Origin of the sequence: Streptomyces sp. SID5643 (assembly GCF_009872555.1) — a bacterium.
Taxonomy (GTDB): Bacteria; Actinomycetota; Actinomycetes; order Streptomycetales; family Streptomycetaceae; genus Streptomyces; species Streptomyces iakyrus.
The window spans coordinates 1-23065 of the sequence record NZ_WWIC01000011.1 but is presented as its reverse complement, the minus strand read 5'-3'; the positions used below and the strand labels follow the sequence as shown (position 1 = coordinate 23065).

22 protein-coding genes are annotated in these 23065 nt (G+C 72.7%); 1 reads left to right on the top strand and 21 read right to left on the bottom strand.

Features of this window, described 5'->3' with window-relative positions; genetic code table 11:
* Window positions 1-32: 32 nt before the first annotated feature.
* The 17 genes from GTY56_RS01025 to GTY56_RS00940 all read right to left on the bottom strand — a co-directional run bounded on the left by GTY56_RS01025 (window position 33) and on the right by GTY56_RS00940 (window position 17928).
* Window positions 33-698: a response regulator gene (locus GTY56_RS01025; protein WP_161361537.1), complete on the bottom strand. Its 666-nt coding sequence runs from the start codon at window positions 696-698 to the stop codon at window positions 33-35.
* Window positions 695-2038, bottom strand: coding sequence for a sensor histidine kinase (locus GTY56_RS01020; protein ID WP_346345394.1), 1344 nt, complete (start codon window positions 2036-2038; stop codon window positions 695-697). The genes GTY56_RS01025 and GTY56_RS01020 overlap by 4 nt, the downstream gene beginning before the upstream one ends.
* 98 nt (window positions 2039-2136) lie before the next feature.
* Window positions 2137-2820 carry a response regulator gene (locus GTY56_RS01015; RefSeq protein ID WP_161361563.1) on the bottom strand — a complete coding sequence of 228 codons (684 nt, stop codon included), beginning with the start codon at window positions 2818-2820 and terminating at the stop codon, window positions 2137-2139.
* 159 nt (window positions 2821-2979) lie between these two features.
* A complete protein-coding gene (locus tag GTY56_RS01005) occupies window positions 2980-4191 on the bottom strand; it encodes an acyltransferase family protein (RefSeq protein WP_161361535.1) in 1212 nt (403 codons plus the stop codon).
* Entirely contained in the window at window positions 4184-5188 is a 1005-nt protein-coding gene (locus GTY56_RS01000) for an alpha/beta hydrolase (RefSeq protein ID WP_161361533.1), read from the bottom strand. The genes GTY56_RS01005 and GTY56_RS01000 overlap by 8 nt, the downstream gene beginning before the upstream one ends.
* 188 nt (window positions 5189-5376) lie before the next feature.
* Complete coding sequence (locus tag GTY56_RS00995) at window positions 5377-6240, bottom strand: alpha/beta hydrolase (protein WP_161361531.1); 864 nt, start codon at window positions 6238-6240, stop codon at window positions 5377-5379.
* A 175-nt stretch (window positions 6241-6415) separates the two neighbouring features.
* A complete protein-coding gene (gene kynU, locus GTY56_RS00990) occupies window positions 6416-7639 on the bottom strand; it encodes a kynureninase (protein ID WP_161361529.1) in 1224 nt (407 codons plus the stop codon).
* Window positions 7632-8462, bottom strand: a complete 831-nt coding sequence (locus tag GTY56_RS00985) for a tryptophan 2,3-dioxygenase family protein (RefSeq protein WP_161361527.1) — start codon at window positions 8460-8462, stop codon at window positions 7632-7634. The genes kynU and GTY56_RS00985 overlap by 8 nt, the downstream gene beginning before the upstream one ends.
* A 150-nt stretch (window positions 8463-8612) precedes the next feature.
* Window positions 8613-9026 (bottom strand): DUF3151 domain-containing protein, encoded by a 414-nt coding sequence (locus GTY56_RS00980; protein WP_033310134.1) that lies wholly within the window; start codon window positions 9024-9026, stop codon window positions 8613-8615.
* A 553-nt stretch (window positions 9027-9579) separates the two neighbouring features.
* Window positions 9580-11046: an MFS transporter gene (locus GTY56_RS00975; RefSeq protein ID WP_161361525.1), complete on the bottom strand. Its 1467-nt coding sequence runs from the start codon at window positions 11044-11046 to the stop codon at window positions 9580-9582.
* A gap of 75 nt (window positions 11047-11121) precedes the next feature.
* Window positions 11122-12144, bottom strand: a complete 1023-nt coding sequence (gene fbaA / locus GTY56_RS00970; protein WP_161361523.1) for a class II fructose-bisphosphate aldolase — start codon at window positions 12142-12144, stop codon at window positions 11122-11124.
* A 148-nt stretch (window positions 12145-12292) separates the two neighbouring features.
* On the bottom strand, window positions 12293-12841 hold the full coding sequence (pyrE, locus tag GTY56_RS00965; protein ID WP_161361521.1) for an orotate phosphoribosyltransferase: 549 nt from the start codon (window positions 12839-12841) through the stop codon (window positions 12293-12295).
* A 10-nt stretch (window positions 12842-12851) separates the two neighbouring features.
* The gene (locus GTY56_RS00960) at window positions 12852-13640 is read right to left on the bottom strand and encodes an aldose epimerase family protein (RefSeq protein WP_161361519.1); all 789 of its coding nucleotides are present in this window, start codon (window positions 13638-13640) and stop codon (window positions 12852-12854) included.
* Between the two features lie 51 nt (window positions 13641-13691).
* Window positions 13692-14579, bottom strand: coding sequence for an SRPBCC domain-containing protein (locus tag GTY56_RS00955; RefSeq protein ID WP_161361517.1), 888 nt, complete (start codon window positions 14577-14579; stop codon window positions 13692-13694).
* Between the two features lie 111 nt (window positions 14580-14690).
* Window positions 14691-16346 carry a polyamine aminopropyltransferase gene (locus GTY56_RS00950; protein WP_161361515.1) on the bottom strand — a complete coding sequence of 552 codons (1656 nt, stop codon included), beginning with the start codon at window positions 16344-16346 and terminating at the stop codon, window positions 14691-14693.
* Window positions 16347-16535: 189 nt separating this feature from the next.
* On the bottom strand, window positions 16536-17063 hold the full coding sequence (locus tag GTY56_RS00945; protein WP_161361513.1) for a DUF2617 family protein: 528 nt from the start codon (window positions 17061-17063) through the stop codon (window positions 16536-16538).
* Between the two features lie 568 nt (window positions 17064-17631).
* Window positions 17632-17928 carry a hypothetical protein gene (locus tag GTY56_RS00940; protein WP_161361511.1) on the bottom strand — a complete coding sequence of 99 codons (297 nt, stop codon included), beginning with the start codon at window positions 17926-17928 and terminating at the stop codon, window positions 17632-17634.
* A 127-nt stretch (window positions 17929-18055) separates the two neighbouring features.
* Between GTY56_RS00940 and GTY56_RS00935 the strand changes: the two genes are divergently transcribed.
* Complete coding sequence (locus GTY56_RS00935) at window positions 18056-19249, top strand: pyridoxal phosphate-dependent aminotransferase (protein WP_161361509.1); 1194 nt, start codon at window positions 18056-18058, stop codon at window positions 19247-19249.
* A 104-nt stretch (window positions 19250-19353) separates the two neighbouring features.
* Here GTY56_RS00935 and GTY56_RS00930 read toward each other — a convergent pair whose 3' ends face one another.
* The 4 genes from GTY56_RS00930 to GTY56_RS00920 all read right to left on the bottom strand — a co-directional run.
* Window positions 19354-19881, bottom strand: a complete 528-nt coding sequence (locus GTY56_RS00930) for a YbjN domain-containing protein (protein ID WP_161361507.1) — start codon at window positions 19879-19881, stop codon at window positions 19354-19356.
* A 149-nt stretch (window positions 19882-20030) separates the two neighbouring features.
* Window positions 20031-20153 (bottom strand): hypothetical protein, encoded by a 123-nt coding sequence (locus GTY56_RS41045; RefSeq protein ID WP_272923329.1) that lies wholly within the window; start codon window positions 20151-20153, stop codon window positions 20031-20033.
* Window positions 20154-20321: 168 nt separating this feature from the next.
* Window positions 20322-20849 (bottom strand): hypothetical protein, encoded by a 528-nt coding sequence (locus GTY56_RS00925; RefSeq protein ID WP_161361505.1) that lies wholly within the window; start codon window positions 20847-20849, stop codon window positions 20322-20324.
* 776 nt (window positions 20850-21625) lie between these two features.
* Window positions 21626-23065 (bottom strand): AAA family ATPase (locus GTY56_RS00920; protein ID WP_161361503.1); only part of this gene is annotated, 1440 nt, incomplete at its 5' end.

Here is a 23065-nt window from a genome sequence, read left to right as displayed (position 1 = left end):
CCCCCACTCTGACCAGGGGCGGCGCCCACCCGTCACCCCGGCGTCACCAGCCGCGCCTCGTACGCGAACACCGCCGCCTGGGTCCGGTCCCTGAGGCCGAGCTTCACCAGGATCCGGCTGACATGCGTCTTGATCGTCGACTCGGCGACGACCAGCCGCTCCGCGATCTCCGAGTTCGACAGGCCCTGTGCGATGAGGACCAGCACCTCCGTCTCCCGCTCGGTGAGGTCACCGTAGGCCGCGTGGGCGGAGGGCATGAGGTTCGGCTTCTCGGAGAGCTTGGAGAACTCGGTGATCAGGCGCCGGGTCACCGAGGGGGCCAGGAGCGCCTCCCCGGAGGCCACGACCTTCACCCCGTCGGCCAGCTGGCGGGCGGAGGCGTCCTTGAGGAGGAAGCCGGAGGCACCCGCGCGCAGGGCCTGGTACACGTACTCGTCGAGGTCGAAGGTGGTGAGCACCAGCACCTTCGCCGCGCCGTCGGCGGCCACGATCTCGCGGGTCGCCTCGATGCCGTTCAGCTCGGGCATGCGGATGTCCATCAGCACCACGTCCGGGGCGAGCTCGCGGACCTTGGCGACGGCCTCCCGGCCGTTCACCGCCTCGCCGACGACCTCGATGTCCGGCATCGCGTTCAGCAGGACCGAGAACCCCTCGCGCACCATCATCTGGTCGTCCGCGATCAGGACGCGGATGGTCATACGTCACCCTCGTCCGGCAGGGTGACCGGCAGGAACACCGCCACCTCGTAACCACCGTCGTCCGTGCCGCCCGCCGTCATCTCGCCGTTCAGCATCGACACCCGCTCGCGCATGCCCGTGATGCCGTGCCCCGCGCCGGGCGAGGGCTTGATCAGGCTCGGGTTGGGCGGCGGGCTGTTGACCACGCGCAGGCCCAGGCCGCCGAGGACGTACCCGATCTCCACGCGGGCCGTCGCGCCCGGCGCGTGCCGCAGCGTGTTGCTGAGGGCCTCCTGCACGATGCGGTACGCCGACAGCTCCACGCCCTGCGGCAGCTCCCGCACCGCGCCGGTCACCACCTTCTCCACGCCGAGCCCGGCCTCCCGGACATTGGCCAGCAGCCCTTCCAGGTCGGCGAGGGTGGGCTGCGGGGCGTCCGGGGCCTCGTAGTCCTCGGCCCGGACGACGCCCAGCACGCGGCGCAGTTCGGTCAGGGCCGCCACCGCGTTCTCCCGGATCGTGGCGAACGCCTTCTCCAGCTCCGGCGGCGGGTTCTCCACCCGGTAGGGCGCGGCCTCCGCCTGGATGGCGACCACCGACATGTGGTGGGCCACCACGTCGTGCAGCTCGCGGGCGATCGTGGTGCGCTCCTCCAGCAGGGTGCGGCGGGAACGCTCGTGCGCGGTGACCGTCTGCTGGGCGGTGACCTCCTGCTCGGCGTGGCGGCGGATGTGCCAGACGGTGACGCAGAGCAGGACCAGGGCCGAGATGACCAGCATGGGGCCGGAGTTGCTGCCGTACTCGTAGTAGGTCGGGCCGATGCCGCTGTCCGCGACGAGGGCGTACAGCGCGGTCAGCGCCCACATCCACGCGGCCGTGCGCGGCCGGGTGCGTATCGCCACGACCGTCAGCACGATCAGGTGGCAGGCGAAGCTGCCGGGTGTCCAGGGCCATTCGCCCCAGCGGCTGCCGAGCACGGAGGCGATCGGGGTGGAGACCATGGACGCCCAGAACGCCCCGACCGGCCGCACCATGGTCAGCAGCACGGGAATCGCGCAGAGCAGGCCGAGCAGCAGGGCCGGACCGCCGGAGTCGACCGAGGCCATAGCCAGGGTGATCAGGGCCGCCGCGGTGATCACGGCGTGCGGGAGCCACTGCGCGTACTCCCGCAGCCGGCCCGGCAGCCGCCGGACGATCCGCCCGTCGGTGTGCCGGCCCGGCAGCGGCCGGTAGGCGAACGCGTCGTGGATCAGGTCCTGCCGCAGCCCGCGCAGGGCGTCCACCGCCAGCCGGTACTCCGGGCTGCGCGATGCCGCCCCGTCCCCCGGCGGCCTGGTCTGCATGTGAGTCGTCTCGGTCACGTACAGAACGGTATGCGGCCCCCCGGCCCCGGTCGTCCCCTTGCAGACGGGTTCCTCGGCGTCCCTCTCAGGTACTACGGGGCCCCGCCGGCCACCCCTCAGTACCCCGAGGGCCGCACCAGACCCGACTCGTAGGCGAACACCGCCGCCTGCGTACGGTCCCTGAGGCCCAGCTTCACCAGGATCCGGCCCACGTGGGTCTTCACCGTCTGCTCGGCCACGAACAGGTGCCGGGCGATCTCCGCGTTGGACAGGCCCTGCGCGATCAGCGCGAGCACCTCCGTCTCCCGCTCGGTCAGGTCGCCGACGCGCTCCCTGAGCGGGGCGCGGGGCTTGCCGTCGAGCCGCGAGAACGCGGCGATCAGCTTGCGGGTGATGACCGGGGCGAGCAGCGCCTCACCGGCCGCGACCACCCGGACCGCCTCGGCGAGCTGCTCCGACGAGGCGTCCTTCAGCAGGAACCCGGAGGCTCCGGCGCGCAGCGCGTCGTACACGTACTCGTCGAGGTCGAAGGTGGTGAGCACCAGCACCCGCATGTCCGGGTGCGCGGCGGTGATGTGCCGGGTGGCCTCGATGCCGCCGATCCCGGGCATGCGGATGTCCATCAGGACGACGTCCGGCGCGAGCTCCGCGGCCAGGGCGATGCCGCTCTCCCCGCTCTTCGCGTCGCCGGCGACCTCTATGTCGGGCTGTACGCCGAGCAGCACGGTGAAGCCCTGCCGGACCATCGCCTGGTCGTCGACGATGAGAACCCGGATCGGTTTGCCGGTGCCGCTCGTCATGGGGTCCCTTTCCAGCCCGTGCGGCAGCCGGCGCAGCCACGTGGACGGCGGCAGCGGGTCACCCGGACGGTCCACAGGTCCTGGCGCAGTATCCGCAGCCGGCCCCCGACGCGCGCCCGCAGCGCGCGGCCCACCCCCGTGTCCGTCACACGGCCCAGCCTAGACATGGCGCGCCTTCGCCGCTGCGCCCCGGCCGGAGGGACGGTGCGCCCGCACCACCCGCGACCTGCGTCCCCGGCCGCCGCCGCCTCGCTCGAAAGAACGGAAGGCGGCCCAGCAGGCCGCGAGAGCCAGCGCGAACACGGGCAGCCAGAGAAGCCGGGCTCCGACCCAGCCGAGGTCGTCGGGCCGGGTGTGCAGCCCCGGAAGCCGGCCGACGAGGAGGCCGGTGGCCGTGGTGGCCATCAGGGCCGTCTGGTGCCAGAGGAAGACGGTCATCGCGGAGAGGTTGACGAGCGCCACCGCCGCCCACGCCACCGGCCTGCGCATCGCCCGCCGCAGCCGCTCGCGCAGCAGCAGGGCGAGACCGCACTGGGCCAGGCCGAAGGTGACGACGGCCAGCGTCGGCGGATCCAGGTTGGACACGCCCTCGCCCGGGACGCCGACCATGGACGCCGGGTAGCCCGCCCACACCACGAGCGCCGCGGTCGCCGCCGCCCCGGCACCCAGCAGGACCCAGCCCGCCCCCCGGCGCTCCAGTTCTCCGCGGGTCCAGGCCGCGCCCAGCGTGTAGGGCACCATCCAGGCGGCCGCCACGTTCACCCAGCCCAGCCAGGCGGGCCCCCCGAGGCCCAAGCGCAGCAGGTCCACGTGCAGGACGACGGCCAGCGGCCAGAGCGGGTTGAGCCGGGCGAGCAGCGGGGTCGCCGCCGTCAGCCCCGCGAACACCACGAGGAACCAGAGGGGAGACAGGGCCAGCTTCACCAGCGTGCGGACGGTGCCGAACTCGGTGCCCGACAGCAGCAGCGCGACGGCGGCGACCGTCCACAGGGTGAGGACGGCGGCGACCGGCTTGAACAGCCGGGAGAGCCGGGCCGCCAGCCACTGGTGGTACGGGATGCCGCGGGCCCTGGCCGAAGCATGACCGCGGGTGGCGACATGGCCCCCGACCAGGAAGAACACGGCGAGGGTCTGGAACATCCAGGAGACGGGCGTCAGCCAGGGCATGTGGTGCAGCGGGCTCGCCGTGCGCAGGGTGCGGCCGTCGGAGACCAGGGCCGTGACCAGCCAGTGCCCGAGGACGACGCCGAGGACTGCGGCGGCCCGCAGGGCGTCCACGGCCCGGTCCCGCCCGGGCGGGGTGGCCGCGCCGATGCGGTCGGCGCCACGGCGCACTCCCTGCCGCAGGGCGCTTGCGCCGATGTCAGTCATGGGTCACCGCCTTGGTCTCGCCCAGGACGATCCGGGCCAGGTTGGTCAGGGAGGCCGAGCCGGGCCTGAAGTAGTCGCTGTGGCCGCCGTCGCCCGCCGTGAAGACCCGGGCGCCGAAGGCCGGGGAGACGGGGTCGGTGCCGAAGCCGACGGTGGTGCCGAACAGGTCCAGGCCGACGTGCGGGACGTTCTCCACCCAGTCGTCACCACCCCGGGCCGCCCAGACGCGGGCGCGGGTGTGCAGACCGGCCGCGGTGTCGGCGCCCGTGCCCGGGCTGCCGACGAGCGCGATGTCGTCGACCGCGAGCCCGGCGGCGGCCCGGCCGCAGACCACCGAGCCGTACGAGTGGCACAGCAGCGTGATGCGCGGGCCTGCACCCGCTATGGCACGCAGGTCGGCGACGAGCGCGCGCAGGTGCGGGGCCGCCTGCTCCGCCCTGCCGGTCGTCGTGACCGTCGTGCTGACCGTGCCCGGCGTCTCGTAGCCCAGCCAGGCCACGACCGCGGTGCGCGTGCCCGCCGGGGACTGCCGGCCGAGCTGCCGGTGCAGGGCGGCGGCCGCCGCGTGGAACCGGCCGTAGGTGTCGAGGCTCGTGTCGGATCCGGGGACCAGGACGGCGATGCGGTCGGCCCGGGCGAGGTCGCCGAGGACCTCCGTCACCCGGCCGGGGCCGCGGCCGTCGAACCGCAGGAGGTGCCGGGCCGGGGCGGCCAGGCGACGGTCCGTCGCGGCGCGGTCGCGGTCGTGGTGGACGGCGGCCGTACGGGCCGCCTCGGCGGCGTTGGCCCGGTTGGCCGCGTACGCCGCATCGAGCGTCGACGCGCTGAGGGGGGCGAGGGTGGCGGGGTCCGGTGCGGGGGTCTGCGGTCGTACGGCTCCGGACAGGGGGACGACCACCGCACCGGTGATGAGGGCGGCGAGCGCGACTCGGCGCCATCGGCCGGCGCGGCGTCTGCCGCCGTCGTCGGCACGGCGGTACTGCGGTGCGGACCCCATGGTCGTCCCCCTCCAGCGCACCCGGCCATCGGGACTGCGTGGAAAGGAAGTTACGGAGCGGGGCACCTCGTCCGCGTCACACCGGGGAACTCACCTGCGGCGTAGCTCTCAGGTGCTACGGGTATGACCGGGGCCCCTCCTAGGGGCAGTTCAGGCAGCCCGGGCAGCTCTGCAACGGCTCCCGCCCCTCACCAGGCCAGCTGCGCGATCTCCTCCACCACCACCGCGCACGCGTCGGCCGCCGGGTCGATGAGCGGGAAGTGGCCCACGCCCTCCAGCAGCGTCACCCCCACCACCTCCCCCGCCTTCGCCGCCGCCTCCGCGTACGACTCGGCGACCGCCTGCGGCACGTCGAGGTCCGCGCGGCCCTGCACGAGGGTGGTGGCGATGCCCGTGGGCAGCAGCAGCGCCGGGTCCGCGTACGGCTGCCGCTCGGCGAAGTGCTCGTCTCCGCCGAGCAGTTGGCGTGCCGCGCCCCCGCACACGTCCAGCTTGTCGGCGATCGCCAGGTCCGCGATCGGGGCGAGGGCGACGACGCCGCGCAGCGTCACCGGACTGCCGCTGCGCCAGGGCGAGTTGGCCGGCAGGACGTGCCGGGCGGCACCCCACAGCGCGAGGTGCCCGCCCGCCGAATGGCCGGTGAGGACCGTACGGCGCGGGTCGGCCTGCGGCAGCAGCTCCCGTACCAGCGCGGGCAGGGCGTCCAGCGCCGCCGCGATGTCGTCGAAGGTGTCGGGCCACCGGCCCGCGACGGAGTCGCCGTCCCCGCCGCGCCGGTACTCGACGCATGCCACGGCGAACCCGCGACGGGCGAGGAATTCCGCGAACGGGCTGATGTGATGCCGGTCGTAGGGCGCCCGCCAGGCGCCGCCGTGCAGCACGACGACGACCGGGGCCGGTCCGGGTCCGCCGGCGCGGCGCGGTGCGAAGAAGTCGATCACCTGGTCCGGGTGGTCGCCGTAGGCCGCGGTGGCGTCGGGGTCGACGGGCGCGTGGGAGAAGACCGACTTCTCCTCGGCAGCGGCCCGTGCTGCTGCGACGTCGTCCGTCATGCTCCAACCTTCCAGCGATGAACCGTACGGGGCGGACCGGTTGAGGGGGTCAGCCGTTGGCCGGGACGGTACCAGGCGCGTGACATGCGTGGACATGCGGATGTCACGCTCGGTGAGGAGCGGACGGACGCCGCGGGGCCGGGACACCACAGGGGCGTCCCGGCCCCGCCGCCGCTCAGGCCAGCGTCTGCGCCAGCACCCGCGCCGCCCGCTCCACGTCGGCGAACCCGACGTACAGCGGTGTGAAGCCGAAGCGCAGCACGTCCGGGGCCCGGAAGTCACCGACCACGCCCCGCTCGATCAGCAGCTTCATCACGTCACCGGCGATGGGGGCACCTCCCTGCTCGAACGAAGTTGAGAGCTCGGGGGAGCAGCGCAGCGCGATCTGGCTGCCCCGCTCCCCGTGCGCCACGGGCGTCAGGCACTCGACCCTGCCCTCGGGCACATACGCCGCCACGCACTCCAGGAAGAAGTCCGTCAACGCGAGGGACTTGGCCCGCACCGCCTCGACCGACACCCCGTCCCACACCTCGAGGGCCGCCTCCAGGGCGAGCATGGAGAGGATGTCGGGCGTGCCGACCCGGCCGCGCAGGGCGCCCGGGGCCGCCTCGAAGTCGCTCCGCATCCCGAACGGCTCGGCGTGCGAGTTCCAGCCGGGCAGCGGCGAGTCGAAGCGGTCCTGCACCTCCCGCCGCACGTACAGGTACGCCGGTGAACCGGGCCCGCCGTTCAGGTACTTGTAGGTGCAGCCGACCGCGAGGTCCACACCGTGCTCGTCCAGCCCGACCGGCAGCGCGCCCGCGCTGTGGCACAGGTCCCAGACGGCGACCGCGCCCGCCGCACGCACGGCGGCCGTCAGTCCGGGCAGATCGTGCAGCCGGCCGGTGCGGTAGTCGACGTGGTTCAGGAGGACGGCGGCGGTGCGGTCGCCGAGCGCGCCCGGGACGTCCGCCGGTGCCACGGGCCGCAGGGTGCAGCCGGTCATGCGGGCGGCGGACTCGGCGATGTACCCGTCGGTGGGGAAGGTCGTCGCGTCGACGAGTACCTCGTCACGGCCCTCCCCGGCCATCCGCACCGCTCCCACAAGTGCCTTGAAGACATTGACACTTGTGGAGTCGCCCACGACGATCTGCCCGGGCGCCGCCCCGAGAAGCGGGGCGATCCGGTCACCGATCCGCTCGGGCGCCGTCCACCAGCCGCTCTCCTCCCAGGAGCGGATGCGCAGCTCGCCCCACTGGCGGCGTACGACGTCCTCGACCCGCCCGGGGACGACGGCCGGCAGCGCTCCGAGCGAGTTGCCGTCGAGGTAGACCACGTCGTCGAGGACGAACTCGGCCCGCTTGCCGGCCAGTTCGTCGACGGCGTCCAGCTTCTGCGCGCGTTCCGCCTGCTCAGACATAGGACCGCGCCGTCCACAGCTCGGGGAACACGTTCTTCCGCGCGCGCTTCTCCAGCCAGGCCACCCCGGCGGAGCCGCCCGTGCCGGTCTTGGCGCCCATCGCGCGGCGGGTGGCGACCAGATGGTCGTTGCGCCAGCGCCACACCAGCTCGGCGACATCGCTCAGCGCCTCGCCCAGCCGGGCGACCTCGTCGCTCTCGTCGCCCGAGTAGACGGCCGTCCAGGCCGCCTCCACCTCCGGCGACGGCTCGTAGCGCTGGGAGACGTCGCGCCGCAGCACGGCCTCCGGAATGTCGTGTCCGCGCCGCGCCAGCAGCCGCACGACCTCGTCGTACAGGCTCGGCTCGTGCAGCGCCTTCTCCAGCTCGGCGTGCACGCGCGGTGCGCCCCGGTGCGGGACGAGCATCGACGCGGACTTGTCGCCGAGCAGGAACTCCATGCGGCGGTACATCGCCGACTGGAAGCCCGATCCCTCACCGAGGGCGCTGCGGTACGAGTTGAACTGGGCCGGCGTGAGCTGGGCGAGCGGCTTCCAGGAGTGGTTGAGCGCCTCCAGTTCGCGGACGGACCTCTTGAGCGCGTGAAGGGCGGTCGGGATGTCGTCACCCCGGAGCGCGCCGGCCGCCGTCTCCCACTCATGGACGATGACGGTGAACCACAGCTCCATCACCTGGGTCGTCACCAGGAAGACCATCTCTCCGGGGTCGTCGGAGAGGGTGTGCTGGAGGTGGGTGAGTACGTCCGCCTTGACGTAGTCCTCGTACGGCGTCGTGCCGTGGAAGTCGAGATGCGGGGTCTCGGGCTCGTGAGCCTCGTGGGACATCGCTGTCTCCTGCGTATTACTCCGGGTAGCGGTCCGCCCCTGCCGAATCCGACACGGGGGCCCCGGTCCCCAGGGGCATCTTCCGCAATCGTCCCCCGAAACCGCAAGGCCCGCCTTTCGCGGACGGGCCTCGCGTACACCGGCCGTGTCTCAGCCCAGGACCTGCGCCGCCGTCGGCGAGGAGTCCTTCAGGAACTGGGAGCAGCGCTCGTACTCCTCCTGCTCGCCGATCGCCTGGGCGGCCCGGGCGAGGGCGTGCAGGGCGCGCAGGAAGCCGCGGTTCGGCTCGTGCTCCCACGGCACCGGGCCGTGGCCCTTCCAGCCGTTGCGGCGCAGCGCGTCCAGGCCGCGGTGGTAGCCCGTGCGGGCGTACGCGTAGGACTCCACGGCCGCGCCCCGCTCGAACGCCTCGTCGGCGAGCTGCGCCCAGGCGAGCGAGGAGGTGGGGTGAGCACCGGCGACCTCGGCGGGCGCGGCACCCGAAGCGAGCATTTCCCGCGGCCCGGGGTCGTCGGGGAGATGGGTCGGGGGCGGGCCCCCGAGAAGGTTCTCGTGAATGGACATGCCCCAAGTCTGCGCCATACCGCTCGGCCGCGGGCACCGGTCCCGCCGAGGACCCGCGCGGGCACCGGCACCCCGGCCTACCGGCACCCCGGCCCACACCAGAGGGCACCGGCACCCCCGGTGTTCCCCAACGGGCACCGGCCCCGCCGAGAAGCAGGCCGGCACCGGCACCCCGGCCCACCCCAACGGACACCGGCACCCCCGGTGTTCCCCAACGGGCACCGGCACCACGGCCCACCCCAACGGACACCGGCACCCCGGCCCACCCCAACGGACACCGGCACCCCGGCCCACACCAGAGGGCACCGGCACCCCGGCCCACCCCAGCGGGACACCGGCCCCGCCGAGAAGCAGGCAAAGGCACCGGCACCCCGGCCCACCCCAACGGACACCGGCACCACGGCCCACCCCAGCGGACACCGGCACCCCCGGTGTTCCCCAACGGGCACCGGCACCCCCCGCCCACCCCAACGGACACCGGCACCACGGCCCACCCCAACGGACACCGGCACCCCGGCCCACCCCAACGGGCACCGGCATTCCGGGCTACCCGCTACCCCAGCCGCTTCCGCACCGGCTCCCCCTCCAGCGGTGGCGCCGTCACGCCGCCGTGCCGCAGGCACTCCGGCCGCTTGCAGTCCGGGGGCGGTCTGCGGACCACAGCCGCCGCGATCACCGCCCCCGCCACCATCGCCCCCGCGCACCACCCCATCGCCTTGTCGAACGCCGTGTCGAAGGCGGCCGGCTCCCGGTACGCCTCCTCGCCCATGCCGGCCAGCAGCGGCAGCGCCGCCACCGCCATCAGGCCCGCCGCCCGAGCCGCAGCGTTGTTGATGCCGCTGGCCAGGCCGGCCCGCGCCACGCCGACCGAGCCCAGCACCGTCGCCGTGAGCGGCGCCACCAGCGTGACCAGGCCCAGCCCGAGCACGACCAGCGCCGGCAGCACATCGGCCACGTACGACGCCCCCGGCCCCACCCGCAGCATGAGCAGCATCCCGGCCGCGCACAGCAGCGGTCCCACGGTCAGCGGGATCCGCGGCCCGATCCGGTCGGCCAGCTCCCCGGACCGCGCGGACAGCAGCAGCATCAACACGGTCGTCGGCAGCAGTGCCGTACCGGCGGCGAGGGCCGAGTAGCCCACGACGACCTGGAGCTGGAGCGCGGCGAGGAAGAAGAACCCGCCGAGGGCCGCGTACACGCACAGCGTGACGAGGTTGACGGCCGTGAACTGCCGCGAAGCGAAGAGGTCCGGCGGCATCATCGGATCGGGCCGGCGCCGCTCGACGAGCACGAACGCGACGGCCGCGGCCAGCCCGGCCACCGCCGAGACGGCCACCGCCGCACCGCCTCCGCCCGCCTCGATCAGCGCGTACGTCACCAGCGCGAGCGCCAGCGCCCCCAGCACGGCCCCGAGCACGTCGAACCGCCCGTGCGCCCCCTCTCCCCCCGACTCGGGAACGTGCCGCAGCGCGACCGGCACGCACACCAGGGCCACCGGCACGTTCAGCAGGAACACCCACCGCCAGCCCGGCCCGTCCACCAGCCAGCCGCCGACGAACGGCCCGACCGCCGCCCCGATCCCGCCGAACCCGGACCACAGGCCCACGGCCCGCCCCCGGTCGTCGGGATGGAAGGACGCCTGGATCAACGCCAGCGACCCGGGGGTCAGGAGCGCGCCGCCCACTCCCTGCAAGGCCCGCGCGGCGATCAGCACCCCCGCGTTCGGCGCGATCCCGCACAGCAGGGACGCCACCGCGAACCACACCACACCGACGACGAACACCTTCCGGCGCCCGAAACGGTCCCCCAGCGCCCCGCCGAGCAGGATCAGCCCGGCCAGCGTGACCATGTACGCGTTGACGGTCCACTGCAACGCGGACAGGTTCGCGTCGAGGTCGCGGCCGATGCGTGGCAGGGCGACATTGACGACGGTCGAGTCCAGCATCGCCATGCTGGAGCCGAGGACGGTGGTGAGCAGGACCCACTTGCCCTGCGGTGAGGCCAACCGGACATCGGGCATGCAGGGAGCATAGGAGCATACGGAAGAGCCCGGCACCCCAGGAGATGCCGGGCTCGACGCGAGCGGAACCGGGTACTACTTGATCTTCGTGCCGGTCGAGCGCAGGTTGCCGCAGGCCTCGACGACACGCGCGGACATGGAGGCCTCGGCCAGCTTGCCCCAGGTGCGCGGGTCGTAGGTCTTCTTGTTGCCGACCTCGCCGTCGACCTTCAGGACGCCGTCGTAGTTGCGGAACATGTGGTCCGCGACCGGGCGCGTGAACGCGTACTGGGTGTCGGTGTCGATGTTCATCTTCACGACGCCGTTCTCCAGCGCGGTGCGGATCTCCTCCTCCGTGGAGCCGGAGCCGCCGTGGAAGACGAAGTCGAACGGGGACGTCTTGCCGTACTGGGCGGCGACGCCCTCGTTGAGCTCCTTCAGCAGCTCGGGGCGCAGGACGACGTTGCCCGGCTTGTACACGCCGTGCACGTTGCCGAAGGACGCGGCGAGCAGGTAGCGGCCCTTCTCGCCCAGGCCGAGGGCCTCGGCGGTGCGGATCGCGTCGTCGACCGTGGTGTAGAGGGAGTCGTTGATCTCGTGGGAGACGCCGTCCTCCTCGCCACCGGTCGGCGTGATCTCCACCTCGAGGATGATCTTCGCGGCGCGGGCCTGCTCCAGCAGCTCCTGCGCGATGGACAGGTTGTCGGCCAGGGTCTCGGCCGAACCGTCCCACATGTGCGACTGGAACAGCGGGTTCAGACCGGCCTCGACGCGCTTCTGGGAGAGCGCCAGCAGCGGACGCACGTACCCGTCGAGCTTGTCCTTGGGGCAGTGGTCGGTGTGCAGCGCGATGTTCACCGGGTACTTCTCGGCGACGATGTGCGCGAACTCGGCCAGGGCGACGGCGCCGGTGACCATGTCCTTGCTGTACTGACCGCCCAGAAACTCGGCGCCACCCGTGGAGATCTGGACGATGCCGTCGCTCTCCGCCTCAGCGAAACCGCGCAGGGCCGCGTGCAGGGTCTGGGTGGAGGTCACGTTGATGGCCGGGTAGGCGAACTTTCCTGCCTTCGCCCGGTCCAGCATCTCGTTGTAGACCTCGGGAGTTGCGATGGGCATGCGTCCGCTCCTTGTATCTGCGGGTTGACGTACTGCTGTGTCTAACGGCCCTGACCTAGACCTTGGGGTGCGACGTCATCGTCGGCCCCATCTTTCCAGACTTGGCCGGAAGGTCCAGGCCACCGTCCACGCCCTGGTCAGTACCCGGTCAGTCGAGGCCCAGCTCGTCCTTGGAGAAGGCGAACAGGTACGGCACCCCGGCGCCCTCCTGGATCTTCTCCGCGGCGCCGGTCGCCCGGTCGACGATGGTCGCGACGGCGACGACCTCGGCCCCCGCCTCGCGCACGGCCTCGACGGCGGTCAGCGGGGAGCCGCCGGTGGTGGAGGTGTCCTCGACGACCAGCACACGGCGGCCGGCGATGTCCGGGCCCTCGACGCGCCGCTGGAGGCCGTGCGCCTTGGCGGCCTTGCGCACGACGAAGGCGTCCAGACGCTTCCCCCGGGCGGCAGCCGCGTGCAGCATCGCGGCGGCGACCGGGTCGGCGCCCATGGTGAGCCCGCCGACCGCGTCGAATTCCAGCTCGGCGGTCAGGTCGAGCAGCACCTGCCCGACCAGCGGGGCGGCCTCGCCGTCGAGCGTGACGCGCCTCAGGTCGACGTAGTAGTCGGCCTCCAGGCCCGACGACAGGGTCACCTTGCCGTGCACCACGGCCTTGTCCTTGATCTGCTGCAGCAGCGCGCCGCGAGTGTCCGTCATGCCGCCCAGCTTAGAGGCGGCGCCAGGTCCAGGTCGTGGAGGCCTCCAGCGGCTCCAGGGGCGTGACCAGGTGCGGCAGGGTGTTGAGCCCGTTGGGCGGCCCGGTCTGCGGCTCCACGCACACGGCTTCGCGCTGTTCGTCGTAGACGACGACCCACTCCTCGCGGCTGGTCACCTTCAGCTCCAGCAGGCCGGGCCAGGTGAGCGTGGCCTCGACGCCTCCGGGCATGCCGAAGCAGTCGTCCCAGGGGCCCGGCTTCGGGTCGATCCGGTTGCCGGTGGGCAGGTGGTCGTCTCCGCGCTCCTCCTGCCAGGCGGGATCGAAGTCGAGGGTCACGTCCTCGCCGCCGAGGTTGCGGTTGAACCAGGGGTGCCAGCCGATCTGCGCCGGGAAGGACGACTCGTACGTCTCGACGGACATGCTCAGCGTCAGGGCGTCCTCGGTCAGCGCGATGATCTGGGTGACGCGGCCCGGGTGGGGCCAGGGGTCGACGAGCTCGTACGTGAGGACCGCCTCGTCCGTGCTCGTGCGGGCGGTGCGCCAGGCGTGGTCACGGACGGTGCCGTGGATGGCGTGCGGCGGGGCGTTCAGCGGCAGCTGCCGCACCTCGGCGCCGTCCAGGAACCGTCCGTCCCGGATCCGGCCGCACCACGGCACCATCGGGAAGCACCCGAAGCGCTCCCCCTGCCGGAGCAGCTCCACTCCGCCGATCCGCAGCCCTCCGACCCGGCCGCCGTTGCCCGGCTGCACGGTCACCTCCGCGTCGCCCGCGGTCAGCGTGATGTCTTCGTCACTCACGGGACGACCCTACTGCGGTGATCAAGAGGGCCTCACGTGCGGCGGGGCGTTTCAGCGGCGCCGGCGCAGGGCCCGGACCGCCACGATGGCCGACGCCACCGCGAGCGCCGCCGCGGGCGCGGCCCAGCGCAGCGGGGCGGGGGGCGACACGGTCTGCGGTGCGGGCACCGGCGCGTACCTCCCGCGCGGCGGGGCGTGGTCGACCTCCTCGGCGCTGCGTCCGATCATGGTCCGCCGCGCGTGCGCCGCCTCGGCGATGTCCTCCTCGTCCCCCTCGTCCTCGTCCTCCTGGTCCGCGGGTCCGTAGGAGGGGGCCGGACGGTCGGAACCGAAAGCGGAGGGGCGCTCGGGGGCCGGGGGTTCCTCGGTGAGCCCGAGGTCGGCAGGGGTCTGCTCCTCGGCCCCGGCCCCAGCACGCGCGTCGTCCGAGCCGTTCACGTCGCCCGAGCCGTCCGAGCCGTTCACGTCGTCCGTGCCGTTCGCGTCGTTCGCGTCGTTCGCGTCGTCCGTGTCAGAGGTGGCCGCCGTGGCCAGGTGCTCCGCGAAACGGTTCAGCAGCCGGGTGACGGCACCCTCCACCGCCTCCGCGGGAAGGTCCGCGATCCGCCCGTCGGCGGAGGCCGTGCCGTCGTACGTGACGGTGCAGCCGTCCTCCGCCTCGCGCAGGACGATCCGCAGGGTGAGTCCGACCGAGCCGCTGCCGCGTGACTCCTCCGCCTCGCCCTCGACGGCGTAACTGCCGTCGTCCCGTCGGGAGACCCGAACGGCACCGCGGTAGGTGACGGAGTGGCTGCCGACCCGGATCTTCAGCCGCCCGGCGACCGGCTCGGCGCCGGCGTCCTGCTGGAGCCCGGGAACAGCCCGGGCGACCCGCGCGGGGTCGTCCAGCACCTCTCTCAGCCGCTCCGCCGGAACCGGAACGAACACCTCGTGCTCCATGTCGACGGACTCTACCCAGCACAGCCCGAAACGCACCCCCGCCTGAGGGATTCACCCTCCGATCCACCCCCACCAGGCGTATCCTCCCGCCCCGCCCGGCCGTTCGGTCCCTCAGTACCGCGGATGCACCAGCGTCGACGCCGGCAGCCCCGCGATCCGCGTGCCGAGCACCGCCCGCTCGCCCGCGGCGAGGGACGCCTGCGTCAGGACGCCGGGCCGGGGCCCGTCCGGGTCGAGCGCCAGGCGCGGGTCCGTGCGGGCGGCCAGGACGAAACCCCAGTCCCGGGGCGCCCGGGAACGGTCGGCGGGGGTGCGGTCGGGCCCTGCGGCGGGAGCGGTGTGGCGGCCGCCCGTGCCGTACGGGGCGGTGCGCAGGCCGGCCGCGCGCAAGGTCGCCTCGACGGTCCAGTGGACCCGGGGGCCGGCCGCGACCGGGCCGGTGTGCACCACGAGCCGGCCGCCGGGGGCGAGCACGCGCCGGGCCAGGCCGTAGAACTCCTGCGAGTACAGCTTCGTGCTCGCCGTGATGCGCGGATCCGGCAGGTCCGAGACGACCACGTCGTAGGCCGCCGGGGTCGCGCCACGCAGCCGGCCGAAGGCGTCCTCCGTCGTCACGTGCACCCGCGGATCGCCGAACGCGTGCTGGTTGAGCGCGGACAGGGCCGGGTCGGTGCGGGCCAGCCGGACCACCTCGGCGTCGAGTTCGACGACGTCGACCCGTTCGACTCCCGGGTGGCGCAGCACCTCGCGGACGGCCAGGCCGTCCCCGCCGCCGAGGATCAGCACGCGCGCGTGCGGGCCGTTCATCGCGGGGTGGACGAGCGCCTCGTGGTAGCGCAGCTCGTCACCTTCGCTGACGCGCAGCCGGCCGTCGAGGAACAGGGCGAGGGGCCGCCCGTGCGTGCCGCCGGTGAGGACGATCTCCTGCACCTCGGTCCGGAGCGCCACGCGGACGTCACCGCCGTACACCGCCTGCCGCGCGGCCCGTTCGAAGTCGTCGACGAGGGCGGCGGCCGTGGCGAGGACCGTGAGGACGAGGGCGTTGCCGAGCAGCAGCAGCCACCGGGCGCGCCGGGTCAGGTCCCGGCGGAACAGGCCGAGCACCAGCGCGCCGCCGACGACCGCGTTGACCGCGCCGGTGAGCAGGGCCCCGGTCAACTGCCCGAAGAACGGCAGCAGGAGGAAGGGGAAGGCGAGGCCGCCGACGAGGGCACCGACGTAGTCGGCGGCGGACAGGTCGGCCACGGCGCCGCCCGCGTCCTGGCGGCGGATGCGCTGGATCAGCTCCATCAGCAGCGGGACTTCGGCGCCGATGAGCAGCCCGGTGGCGAGGGAGAAGGCGACCAGCAGGCAGCGCGGCCCGTTGGCCCACACGCCGCCCCAGTCGCCGGTCCAGGCGAACACCGCGTACAGGGCCATCGCGCTGCACCCCCCGACGAGCGCGAGGGTGGCCTCGACGGCGCCGAAGCCGGCCGCGGCGAGCGGGCGCAGCCGCTTCGCGCCCAGGGAGCCGATGCCCATCGCGAAGACCATGACGGACAGCACGACGGACGCCTGGGTGACGGAGTCGCCCATCAAGTACGAGGCGAGCGCGACGAGTTCGAGCTCGTATACGAGTCCGCAGGCCGCGCAGACGAACACGCCCGCCAGGACCAGGAACCGTCCGGTGCCGGGCCGGACGGGCAGTCGCGCCGGGCCGGTGGGATCGCCCGGGGCGCTCCGGGGCGGCGGGCAACCGGGCGGGGCGGGCGCGTGCGGCTCGATCACGCTGCGACGTTACGTCACGCCTCGACTGCGGTTCGTCACCCACACGTGTGGTGCTGGTTTACAGAGGCCGGATATCGGTACGAGATCGGTTTTGCCTCGTGCGGTCCGACGCGTGCGGTCGACGGGCCGGGGCTGGGCGGCACCCCGCCGGCCTGCCGGCCTGCCGGCCTGCCGGTCCGCCTGCCACGGTCAGTTGGCGAGAACCTCCGCCGGTACGCGCACGCCCACCTTCGTACGGGTCGCCACCAACTGCCCGTCCTGCGGGTAGGCGTGCCAGGTGCGCCAGTGCACCTGCCCTTCGTGGTACTGCGCGAGCAGGGCCGTGAAGGCGTACGGGCTGCCGGGGAAGACGCCGGCGAGGCCGTGCGGATGGTCGGAGACGAGGGCCAGCAACTCCTGGGCGCGGCCTGCGAAGGAGCCGGGCGAGAGGACCTCGACCCGGGCCGCGAACTCGTACTCCCAGTCGTCCACGCGCTTGGCGACACCGAACGGAAGCGGAGTGCTGCTGCCCGCGATGCACGCCACCGTCTCCGAGCAGATGCCCCGCTCCTCCTCCAGCAGGACCTGGTGGGACGCGCCGAGGAGCCGCAACTGCAGTTTGGTGTCCGCCAGTTCGAGGTCGAGGACGGCCAGTGCGGGAAGCGGCTCGCGCCCCAGTGCCCACGCGAGATCGGCCGCGCGCGTGTCGGTGTAGGAGGTGTTCAGGGTCGTGAGCATGGATCGGCTCCGCAAGCACACAAGGAGAGGGAGATGGGTCCGCTGCGCCCCGGTCGCACCGGGGGATGTCGGCCCGGGGCAGCCCGGTCGGCCGGTTTCAGGAAGGTGTCCGCAGGACGTCCGAGGGGCTGCGTCGGTGACTTAGAGGGAATCATGAACGGTGGCGCCGCCACAGCGTTTTTACCCAAGTTCGTAGGGTTTCCATCCCTCAGAGGGCTCCACAGCTCAATTGTTCAACCACGGCGTGCGCCGGTGCCGGGGAGGCGTGCGCCGGTGCGCCGTGCCACACGCCCAGGAGCCGGGACGCACAGGAGCCCGCACATCCGGCCGCCACCCGAATCGGCCGTTTCCACGGCCCAGTTGCGGCGGCACCCCCGAACCAGCCTCAGCTGGACACAAGTTGTCCTACAGGCATGGAATGTTGCCCGGATGCACCCGAAGCCGCCCGACAGCAGTTCGAGCGATCGTCCGTCCGGGAACTCCGGAAGGACGACGCGGGGCCCGCTCAGATGCGGACCCCGCGTTCCAGTGGAGGCGGCTCCCCCGTGGTGTGGGCGGCCGACGTCAGTCAGCTGCCTCCGCCGCCGCAGCCACCGCCACCGCCACCGCCACCGCAGGACGACCCGCCTCCGCAGGACGACCCGCCTCCGCAGGAGTGCCCCCCGTGGTGTCCGTCGCCGCCGGAGGAGCCGGACGAACCGGAGTCTCCCCCGCCGGCCCACCAGCTGCCGCTGCTGCTGCTCGAACCGGTGGACGCCCCCGCCCGGCGACGCGTCGTCCGCCCGGTACCGCCCCTGCGGGCCTGGGAGACCAGCGCCCCGATCAGTACGACTCCGACCACCGCCAGGATGATGCCGACGATCATGGCGTCACCCTCCTTTCGTTCCCCCGAAGCGGCCCCCCGTGGGCGCCTCGCTCTTGCGTGAGGCGGTGATGCCCGGCCCCGGATCGGGCCAACACAAAGTTGAGGAACTCCAGAGCTTCGGCGCAGGATGACCGGCATGACCTCCAGCGCGCGCCCCCTCCTGAACCGCCGGCTCGCCGAGTTCGGGACGACGATCTTCGCCGAGATGTCCGCCCTGGCCCTGAGCACCGGCGCCATCAATCTCGGGCAGGGCTTCCCCGACACCGACGGCCCCGAGGAGATCCGGGAGGCCGCCGTACGTGCTCTGCGGGACGGCCGCGGCAACCAGTACCCACCGGGCCCCGGCGTCCCCGAGCTGCGGACCGCTGTCACCGCCCACCAGCAGCGCCGCTACGGACTGTCCTACGACCCCGACACGGAGGTCCTGGTCACCGCGGGCGCCACGGAGGCCATCGCCGCCGCCCTGCTGGCCCTGGTGGAGCCCGGGGACGAGGTGATCGCCTTCGAGCCCTACTACGACTCCTACGCGGCGTGCATCGCGATGGCCGGCGGGCGCCGGGTGCCGGTCACCCTGCGGGCGGACGAGGAGGAGGGCCGTTTCCGGCTCGACCTCGACGAACTGCGCGACGCCGTCACGGACCGCACCCGGCTGCTGCTGATCAACACCCCGCACAACCCGACCGGCACGGTCCTCACCCGCGAGGAGCTGGCCGCGATCGCCGAGCTGGCCGTGGAACGCGATCTGCTGGTGGTGACGGACGAGGTGTACGAGCACCTGGTCTTCGACGACGCCGAGCACGTGCCGCTGGCGACGTTCCCGGGGATGCGCGAGCGCACGGTCACCATCTCCAGCAGCGGCAAGACGTTCTCGTTCACCGGCTGGAAGGTCGGCTGGGTGACAGGCTCCCCGGAGCTGGTCACGGCCGTGCGTTCGGCGAAGCAGTACCTGACGTACGTCTCGGCGGGCCCGTTCCAGTACGCCGTCGCCGAGGCGCTGTCACTCCCCGACTCCTACTTCACGGACTTCCGGGCCGACATGCTGGCCAAGCGGGACCTGCTGGCGGCCGGCCTGGCTGATGCGGGCCTGCGCGTCTACCGCCCCTCGGGCACGTACTTCATCACCACCGACATCCGCCCCCTCGGCGAAACGGACGGCTTCGCCTTCTGCCGCGCCCTGCCGGAACGCGCCGGGGTCGTCGCCATCCCCAACGCGGTCTTCTACGACCACCGCGAGGAGGGCGCCCCGTTCGTACGGTTCGCGTTCTGCAAGCGGGCGGGGGTCCTGGAGGAGGCGGCGAAGCGACTCGGTGCGGCGCTCTAGACGCACCGGACCGGCCGACCGGCGACAGACACGAAAAGACAGACGGCGCGTGCAGCGCGTACCTGTTCGTACGCGCCGACGCGCCGTGGCCCCGGGCGGGGGGCCTACTCGTCGTCCTCGGGCTTCTCCGCCTCGTTGATCTCCTCTTCGAGACCGAGCTGCTCGATGAGCCACTTGTCGAACTCGATCGCGGCGCGCACCCAGCTGACCGTCGAGGAGACGAAGTGCTCCAGGCTCACGCCCATGCCGATCAGCATCTGGGCCTCGCCGATCAGGCGGACCGTGCCGTCGTCGTGGGTGTGGCTGTAGACCTTGGGCCACAGGGTGCGGCGGTTCCAGTCGTCGATCGACTCAAGGATCTGCGGCTTGGCCTGGATCTCGTGGGGCCGGTCGTAGAACGTCCGCACGGAGAAGACCTGCTGGTCTCCCTCTCCCCGGAACATGAAGTAGGTGCGGAACTGCTCCCACGGCGCCGCGAGGTCACCCTCGTCGTCGACGACGTACTTGAGCTCCATCTGGTCGAGGAGCTGCTTCACGAGGTCCTGATCCGGGACGACGGGGCCGGCCGGTCCGCCGGGCTGCGGCTCGGGCTGGCCCCCGAAGTTCGGAATCGAGGACGGGTCGATGGTCACCGTGAATTTCCCTTCGTACGGATTCCGCCATCCTCCCCCATGCGGGGAGGGGGGTGGCAAGCCCGGACCGGTCCCGTCAGCCCACGGCTGACAGGATCCGGCCGGTCGGCGGAAACACCGGGTACCTCACCGGAGCCCGGGTGCACCTGTCAGGCGCGCCGGACCTCGAAGATGTCCACCTTGTCGTTCCAGTTCCCGCCGCCCGGACAGTCGAGGTTGCGGAAGTCGGAGTAGCCGCCCGGCGGGTCGAGCCGCCGGACCCGGTCCTCCACGGGCCAGGAGCGCAGGTCCGTGATCTTCGCGTCGCCGTAGTTGATCGAGTAGCGGCCGACCCAGTAGTCGGTGGAGCTCGGTTTGTCCCGGCAGCCCCACTCCTTCAGGTCCTTCTTGCCGTCGGAGAACAGCCGCAGCAGCCTGCCCTTGTAGACGTGTTGCGTCGGTCAGCCGTGGACCAGGGTGGTGCCCGCGAGTTCCTGGGTGATGGCGCCCTTGCCGTCTCCCTCGATGTCGTAGACGACCGTGGCGTCCGAGGACCACCACAGCTCACCGTCGTAGACGGTGGAGGGGGCGACGCAGGTGTTCTCCGGGGAGTCGTAGGTCCACGCGTACCGCTCGTTGATGGCCATCGTCATGTCACACGTCTTCTTGGTGATGACCTCGTCGTCCCCGTCCTTGCCGAGGCGGGCCTCGAGGCGCGTGGTGATCTTGAAGCTGGTGAACCGCTTCGAGTCGTCGATCACGCGGTCGACGGCGAGCTGCCAGTAGACGACCGACTTCCCGGTCATGTTGCCGTTCGACGTGGTGTACGCGCCGGTGTTTTCCACGTAGTAGGTGGTCTGCGGCTTCTGGCCGGGGAAGACGACGTCGAACTGGGACGAGGCCGACCAGGCGGCGGCCGGGCCGGCGAACAGCACGCCGAGCGCGACGGCGGACGAGGTGAGACCGGCTGTGGTCAGGAGCTTGCGCATGGGCATTCCTTCTGGCTGGAGTAAGGACACGCGAAGGCCGGGCAGGGCGCCGGCCGGGGGCTGGTCGTCTGCGCGGAGGGGAGCGTCGGCCGGGGAACGCGGACGCGTTCCCGCCGAGCGGGAACGGGTGCGGGAACCGCCGCCGCTCCGGGCACGGGCCGCGAGGTGCTCCTCCCCGTCAGCGGGCAGGTGGCGGCGTGAAGGCGCGCAGAATGACGTGCATGGCTGAATCCCCCCGTGGATGGTCAACGCACCAGGATGGACTGGTCAGGTCCACTTCACTGGCAACCCGGTCACTTTAGGCACACCGGTAACACGCCGGCAGAGGGCCGAGAGGACGTGGCCGATAACCGCTCCTGGCGCGGAACCAGCAACCGGAAGCGAAAAGGCGTTCGAACCATGCCGCCCGTCGCGACGGTGCCGTGAAGCGGAAGGGACTCGGCGGGCGGACGGCGCGGCGAGTTGGCCGGATCCATCGCGTCCGGACGGCGGCCCTCACGGACGAGGCCGGGCGACCCCACCGGGAGCCGTGCCCGCACCGCACCGGCGAAACGGCGGACGGCGAAGCGGCAGACGACGAAGCGGCACAGGCGAAGCGACACACGGCGACGCCGGCAGAGGGGCAGACCGCAGAGCGGCACAGGCGAAGCGACACACGGCGACGCGGGCAGAGGGGCAGACCGCAGAGCGGCACACGGCCAAGCGGCAGACGCAGACGGCAGACGGCCCGCCCCCGGCGTGCGGGGCGGGCCGTCGTCAAGCGCTGGAGCGGCCGGTCAGAGGGTCTTGCCGGTCGCCGGGCCCACCAGCAGCCCGTCCTCGAAGCGGTCCACCCGGACCGTGTCGCCGTCCTTGACCTCGCCCGACAGGATCTCCTTGGCGAGCCGGTCGCCGATGGCGGACTGGACGAGCCGCCGCAGCGGCCGGGCGCCGTACGCCGGGTCCATGCCCTCCTCCGCGAGCCATGCCAGCGCCTCGGGCGTGATGTCCAGGGTGAGGCGCCGCTCGGCGAGCCGCTTGGCCAGCCGCTCCAGCTGGAGCTTGGCGATCCGCTCCAGCTCCGGCTTGGTCAGCGCGGCGAAGACGACCAGGTCGTCCAGGCGGTTGAGGAACTCCGGCTTGAAGGAGGTCCGCACCACCTCCAGAACCTGTTCCTTCTTCTCCTCCTCGCTGGTCACCGGGTCGACCAGGTACTGGCTGCCCAGGTTCGACGTCAGGACGAGGATCGTGTTGCGGAAGTCGACCGTACGGCCCTGCCCGTCCGTCAGACGGCCGTCGTCCAGCACCTGGAGCAGGATGTCGAAGACCTCGGGATGGGCCTTCTCCACCTCGTCCAGCAGCACGACCGAGTAGGGCCGCCTGCGCACGGCCTCGGTGAGCTGGCCGCCCTCCTCGTAGCCGACGTAGCCGGGCGGGGCGCCGACCAGCCGGGCCACGCTGTGCTTCTCGCTGTACTCCGACATGTCGATGCGGACCATCGCCCGCTCGTCGTCGAAGAGGAAGTCGGCCAGGGCCTTGGCCAGTTCGGTCTTGCCGACACCGGTCGGGCCGAGGAAGAGGAAGGAGCCGGTGGGGCGGTCGGGGTCGGCGATGCCGGCGCGGGAGCGGCGCACGGCGTCCGACACCGCCCGTACGGCCTCGGTCTGGCCGATGAGCCGCTTGCCGATCTCGTCCTCCATGCGCAGCAGCTTCTGCGTCTCGCCCTCCATCAGCCGCCCGGCGGGGATGCCGGTCCAGGAGGCGACGACGTCGGCGATGTCGTCGGCGCCCACCTCCTCCTTGACCATCGTGTCCTTGGCGACCTCCTCCTCGGCCTCGGAGGCGGCCTCCAGCTCCTTCTCCAGGGCCGGGATCTCGCCGTAGAGCAGCTTGGAAGCGGTGTCGAAGTCGCCGTCGCGCTGGGCGCGTTCGGCCTGGCCGCGGATCTCGTCGAGGCGTTCCTTCAGCTCACCGACGCGGTTGAGGGACTGCTTCTCCTTCTCCCAGCGGGCGGTGAGGCCGCGCAGTTCCTCCTCCTTGTCGGCGAGGTCGCGGCGCAGCTTCTCCAGGCGCTCGCGGGAGGCCGCGTCGGTCTCCTTGCCGATCGCGAGCTCTTCCATCTTCAACCGGTCGACGGCGCGCTGGAGTTCGTCGATCTCGACGGGCGAGGAGTCGATCTCCATACGCAGCCGGGAGGCGGCCTCGTCGACGAGGTCGATGGCCTTGTCGGGCAGGAA

Bases quoted from the DNA above. Each gene is read 5' to 3' on its own strand.
- GTY56_RS01025 (WP_161361537.1), bottom strand. From the start codon at position 698: ATGACCATCCGCGTCCTGATCGCGGACGACCAGATGATGGTGCGCGAG.
- GTY56_RS01015 (WP_161361563.1), bottom strand. From the start codon at position 2,820: ATGACGAGCGGCACCGGCAAACCGATCCGGGTTCTCATCGTCGACGAC.
- GTY56_RS01005 (WP_161361535.1), bottom strand. From the start codon at position 4,191: ATGACTGACATCGGCGCAAGCGCCCTGCGGCAGGGAGTGCGCCGTGGC.
- GTY56_RS01000 (WP_161361533.1), bottom strand. From the start codon at position 5,188: ATGGGGTCCGCACCGCAGTACCGCCGTGCCGACGACGGCGGCAGACGC.
- GTY56_RS00995 (WP_161361531.1), bottom strand. From the start codon at position 6,240: ATGACGGACGACGTCGCAGCAGCACGGGCCGCTGCCGAGGAGAAGTCG.
- kynU (WP_161361529.1), bottom strand. From the start codon at position 7,639: ATGTCTGAGCAGGCGGAACGCGCGCAGAAGCTGGACGCCGTCGACGAA.
- GTY56_RS00985 (WP_161361527.1), bottom strand. From the start codon at position 8,462: ATGTCCCACGAGGCTCACGAGCCCGAGACCCCGCATCTCGACTTCCAC.
- GTY56_RS00980 (WP_033310134.1), bottom strand. From the start codon at position 9,026: ATGTCCATTCACGAGAACCTTCTCGGGGGCCCGCCCCCGACCCATCTC.
- GTY56_RS00975 (WP_161361525.1), bottom strand. From the start codon at position 11,046: ATGCCCGATGTCCGGTTGGCCTCACCGCAGGGCAAGTGGGTCCTGCTC.
- fbaA (WP_161361523.1), bottom strand. From the start codon at position 12,144: ATGCCCATCGCAACTCCCGAGGTCTACAACGAGATGCTGGACCGGGCG.
- pyrE (WP_161361521.1), bottom strand. From the start codon at position 12,841: ATGACGGACACTCGCGGCGCGCTGCTGCAGCAGATCAAGGACAAGGCC.
- GTY56_RS00955 (WP_161361517.1), bottom strand. From the start codon at position 14,579: ATGGAGCACGAGGTGTTCGTTCCGGTTCCGGCGGAGCGGCTGAGAGAG.
- GTY56_RS00945 (WP_161361513.1), bottom strand. From the start codon at position 17,063: ATGCTCACGACCCTGAACACCTCCTACACCGACACGCGCGCGGCCGAT.
- GTY56_RS00940 (WP_161361511.1), bottom strand. From the start codon at position 17,928: ATGATCGTCGGCATCATCCTGGCGGTGGTCGGAGTCGTACTGATCGGG.
- GTY56_RS00935 (WP_161361509.1), top strand. From the start codon at position 18,056: ATGACCGGCATGACCTCCAGCGCGCGCCCCCTCCTGAACCGCCGGCTC.
- GTY56_RS00925 (WP_161361505.1), bottom strand. From the start codon at position 20,849: ATGCGCAAGCTCCTGACCACAGCCGGTCTCACCTCGTCCGCCGTCGCG.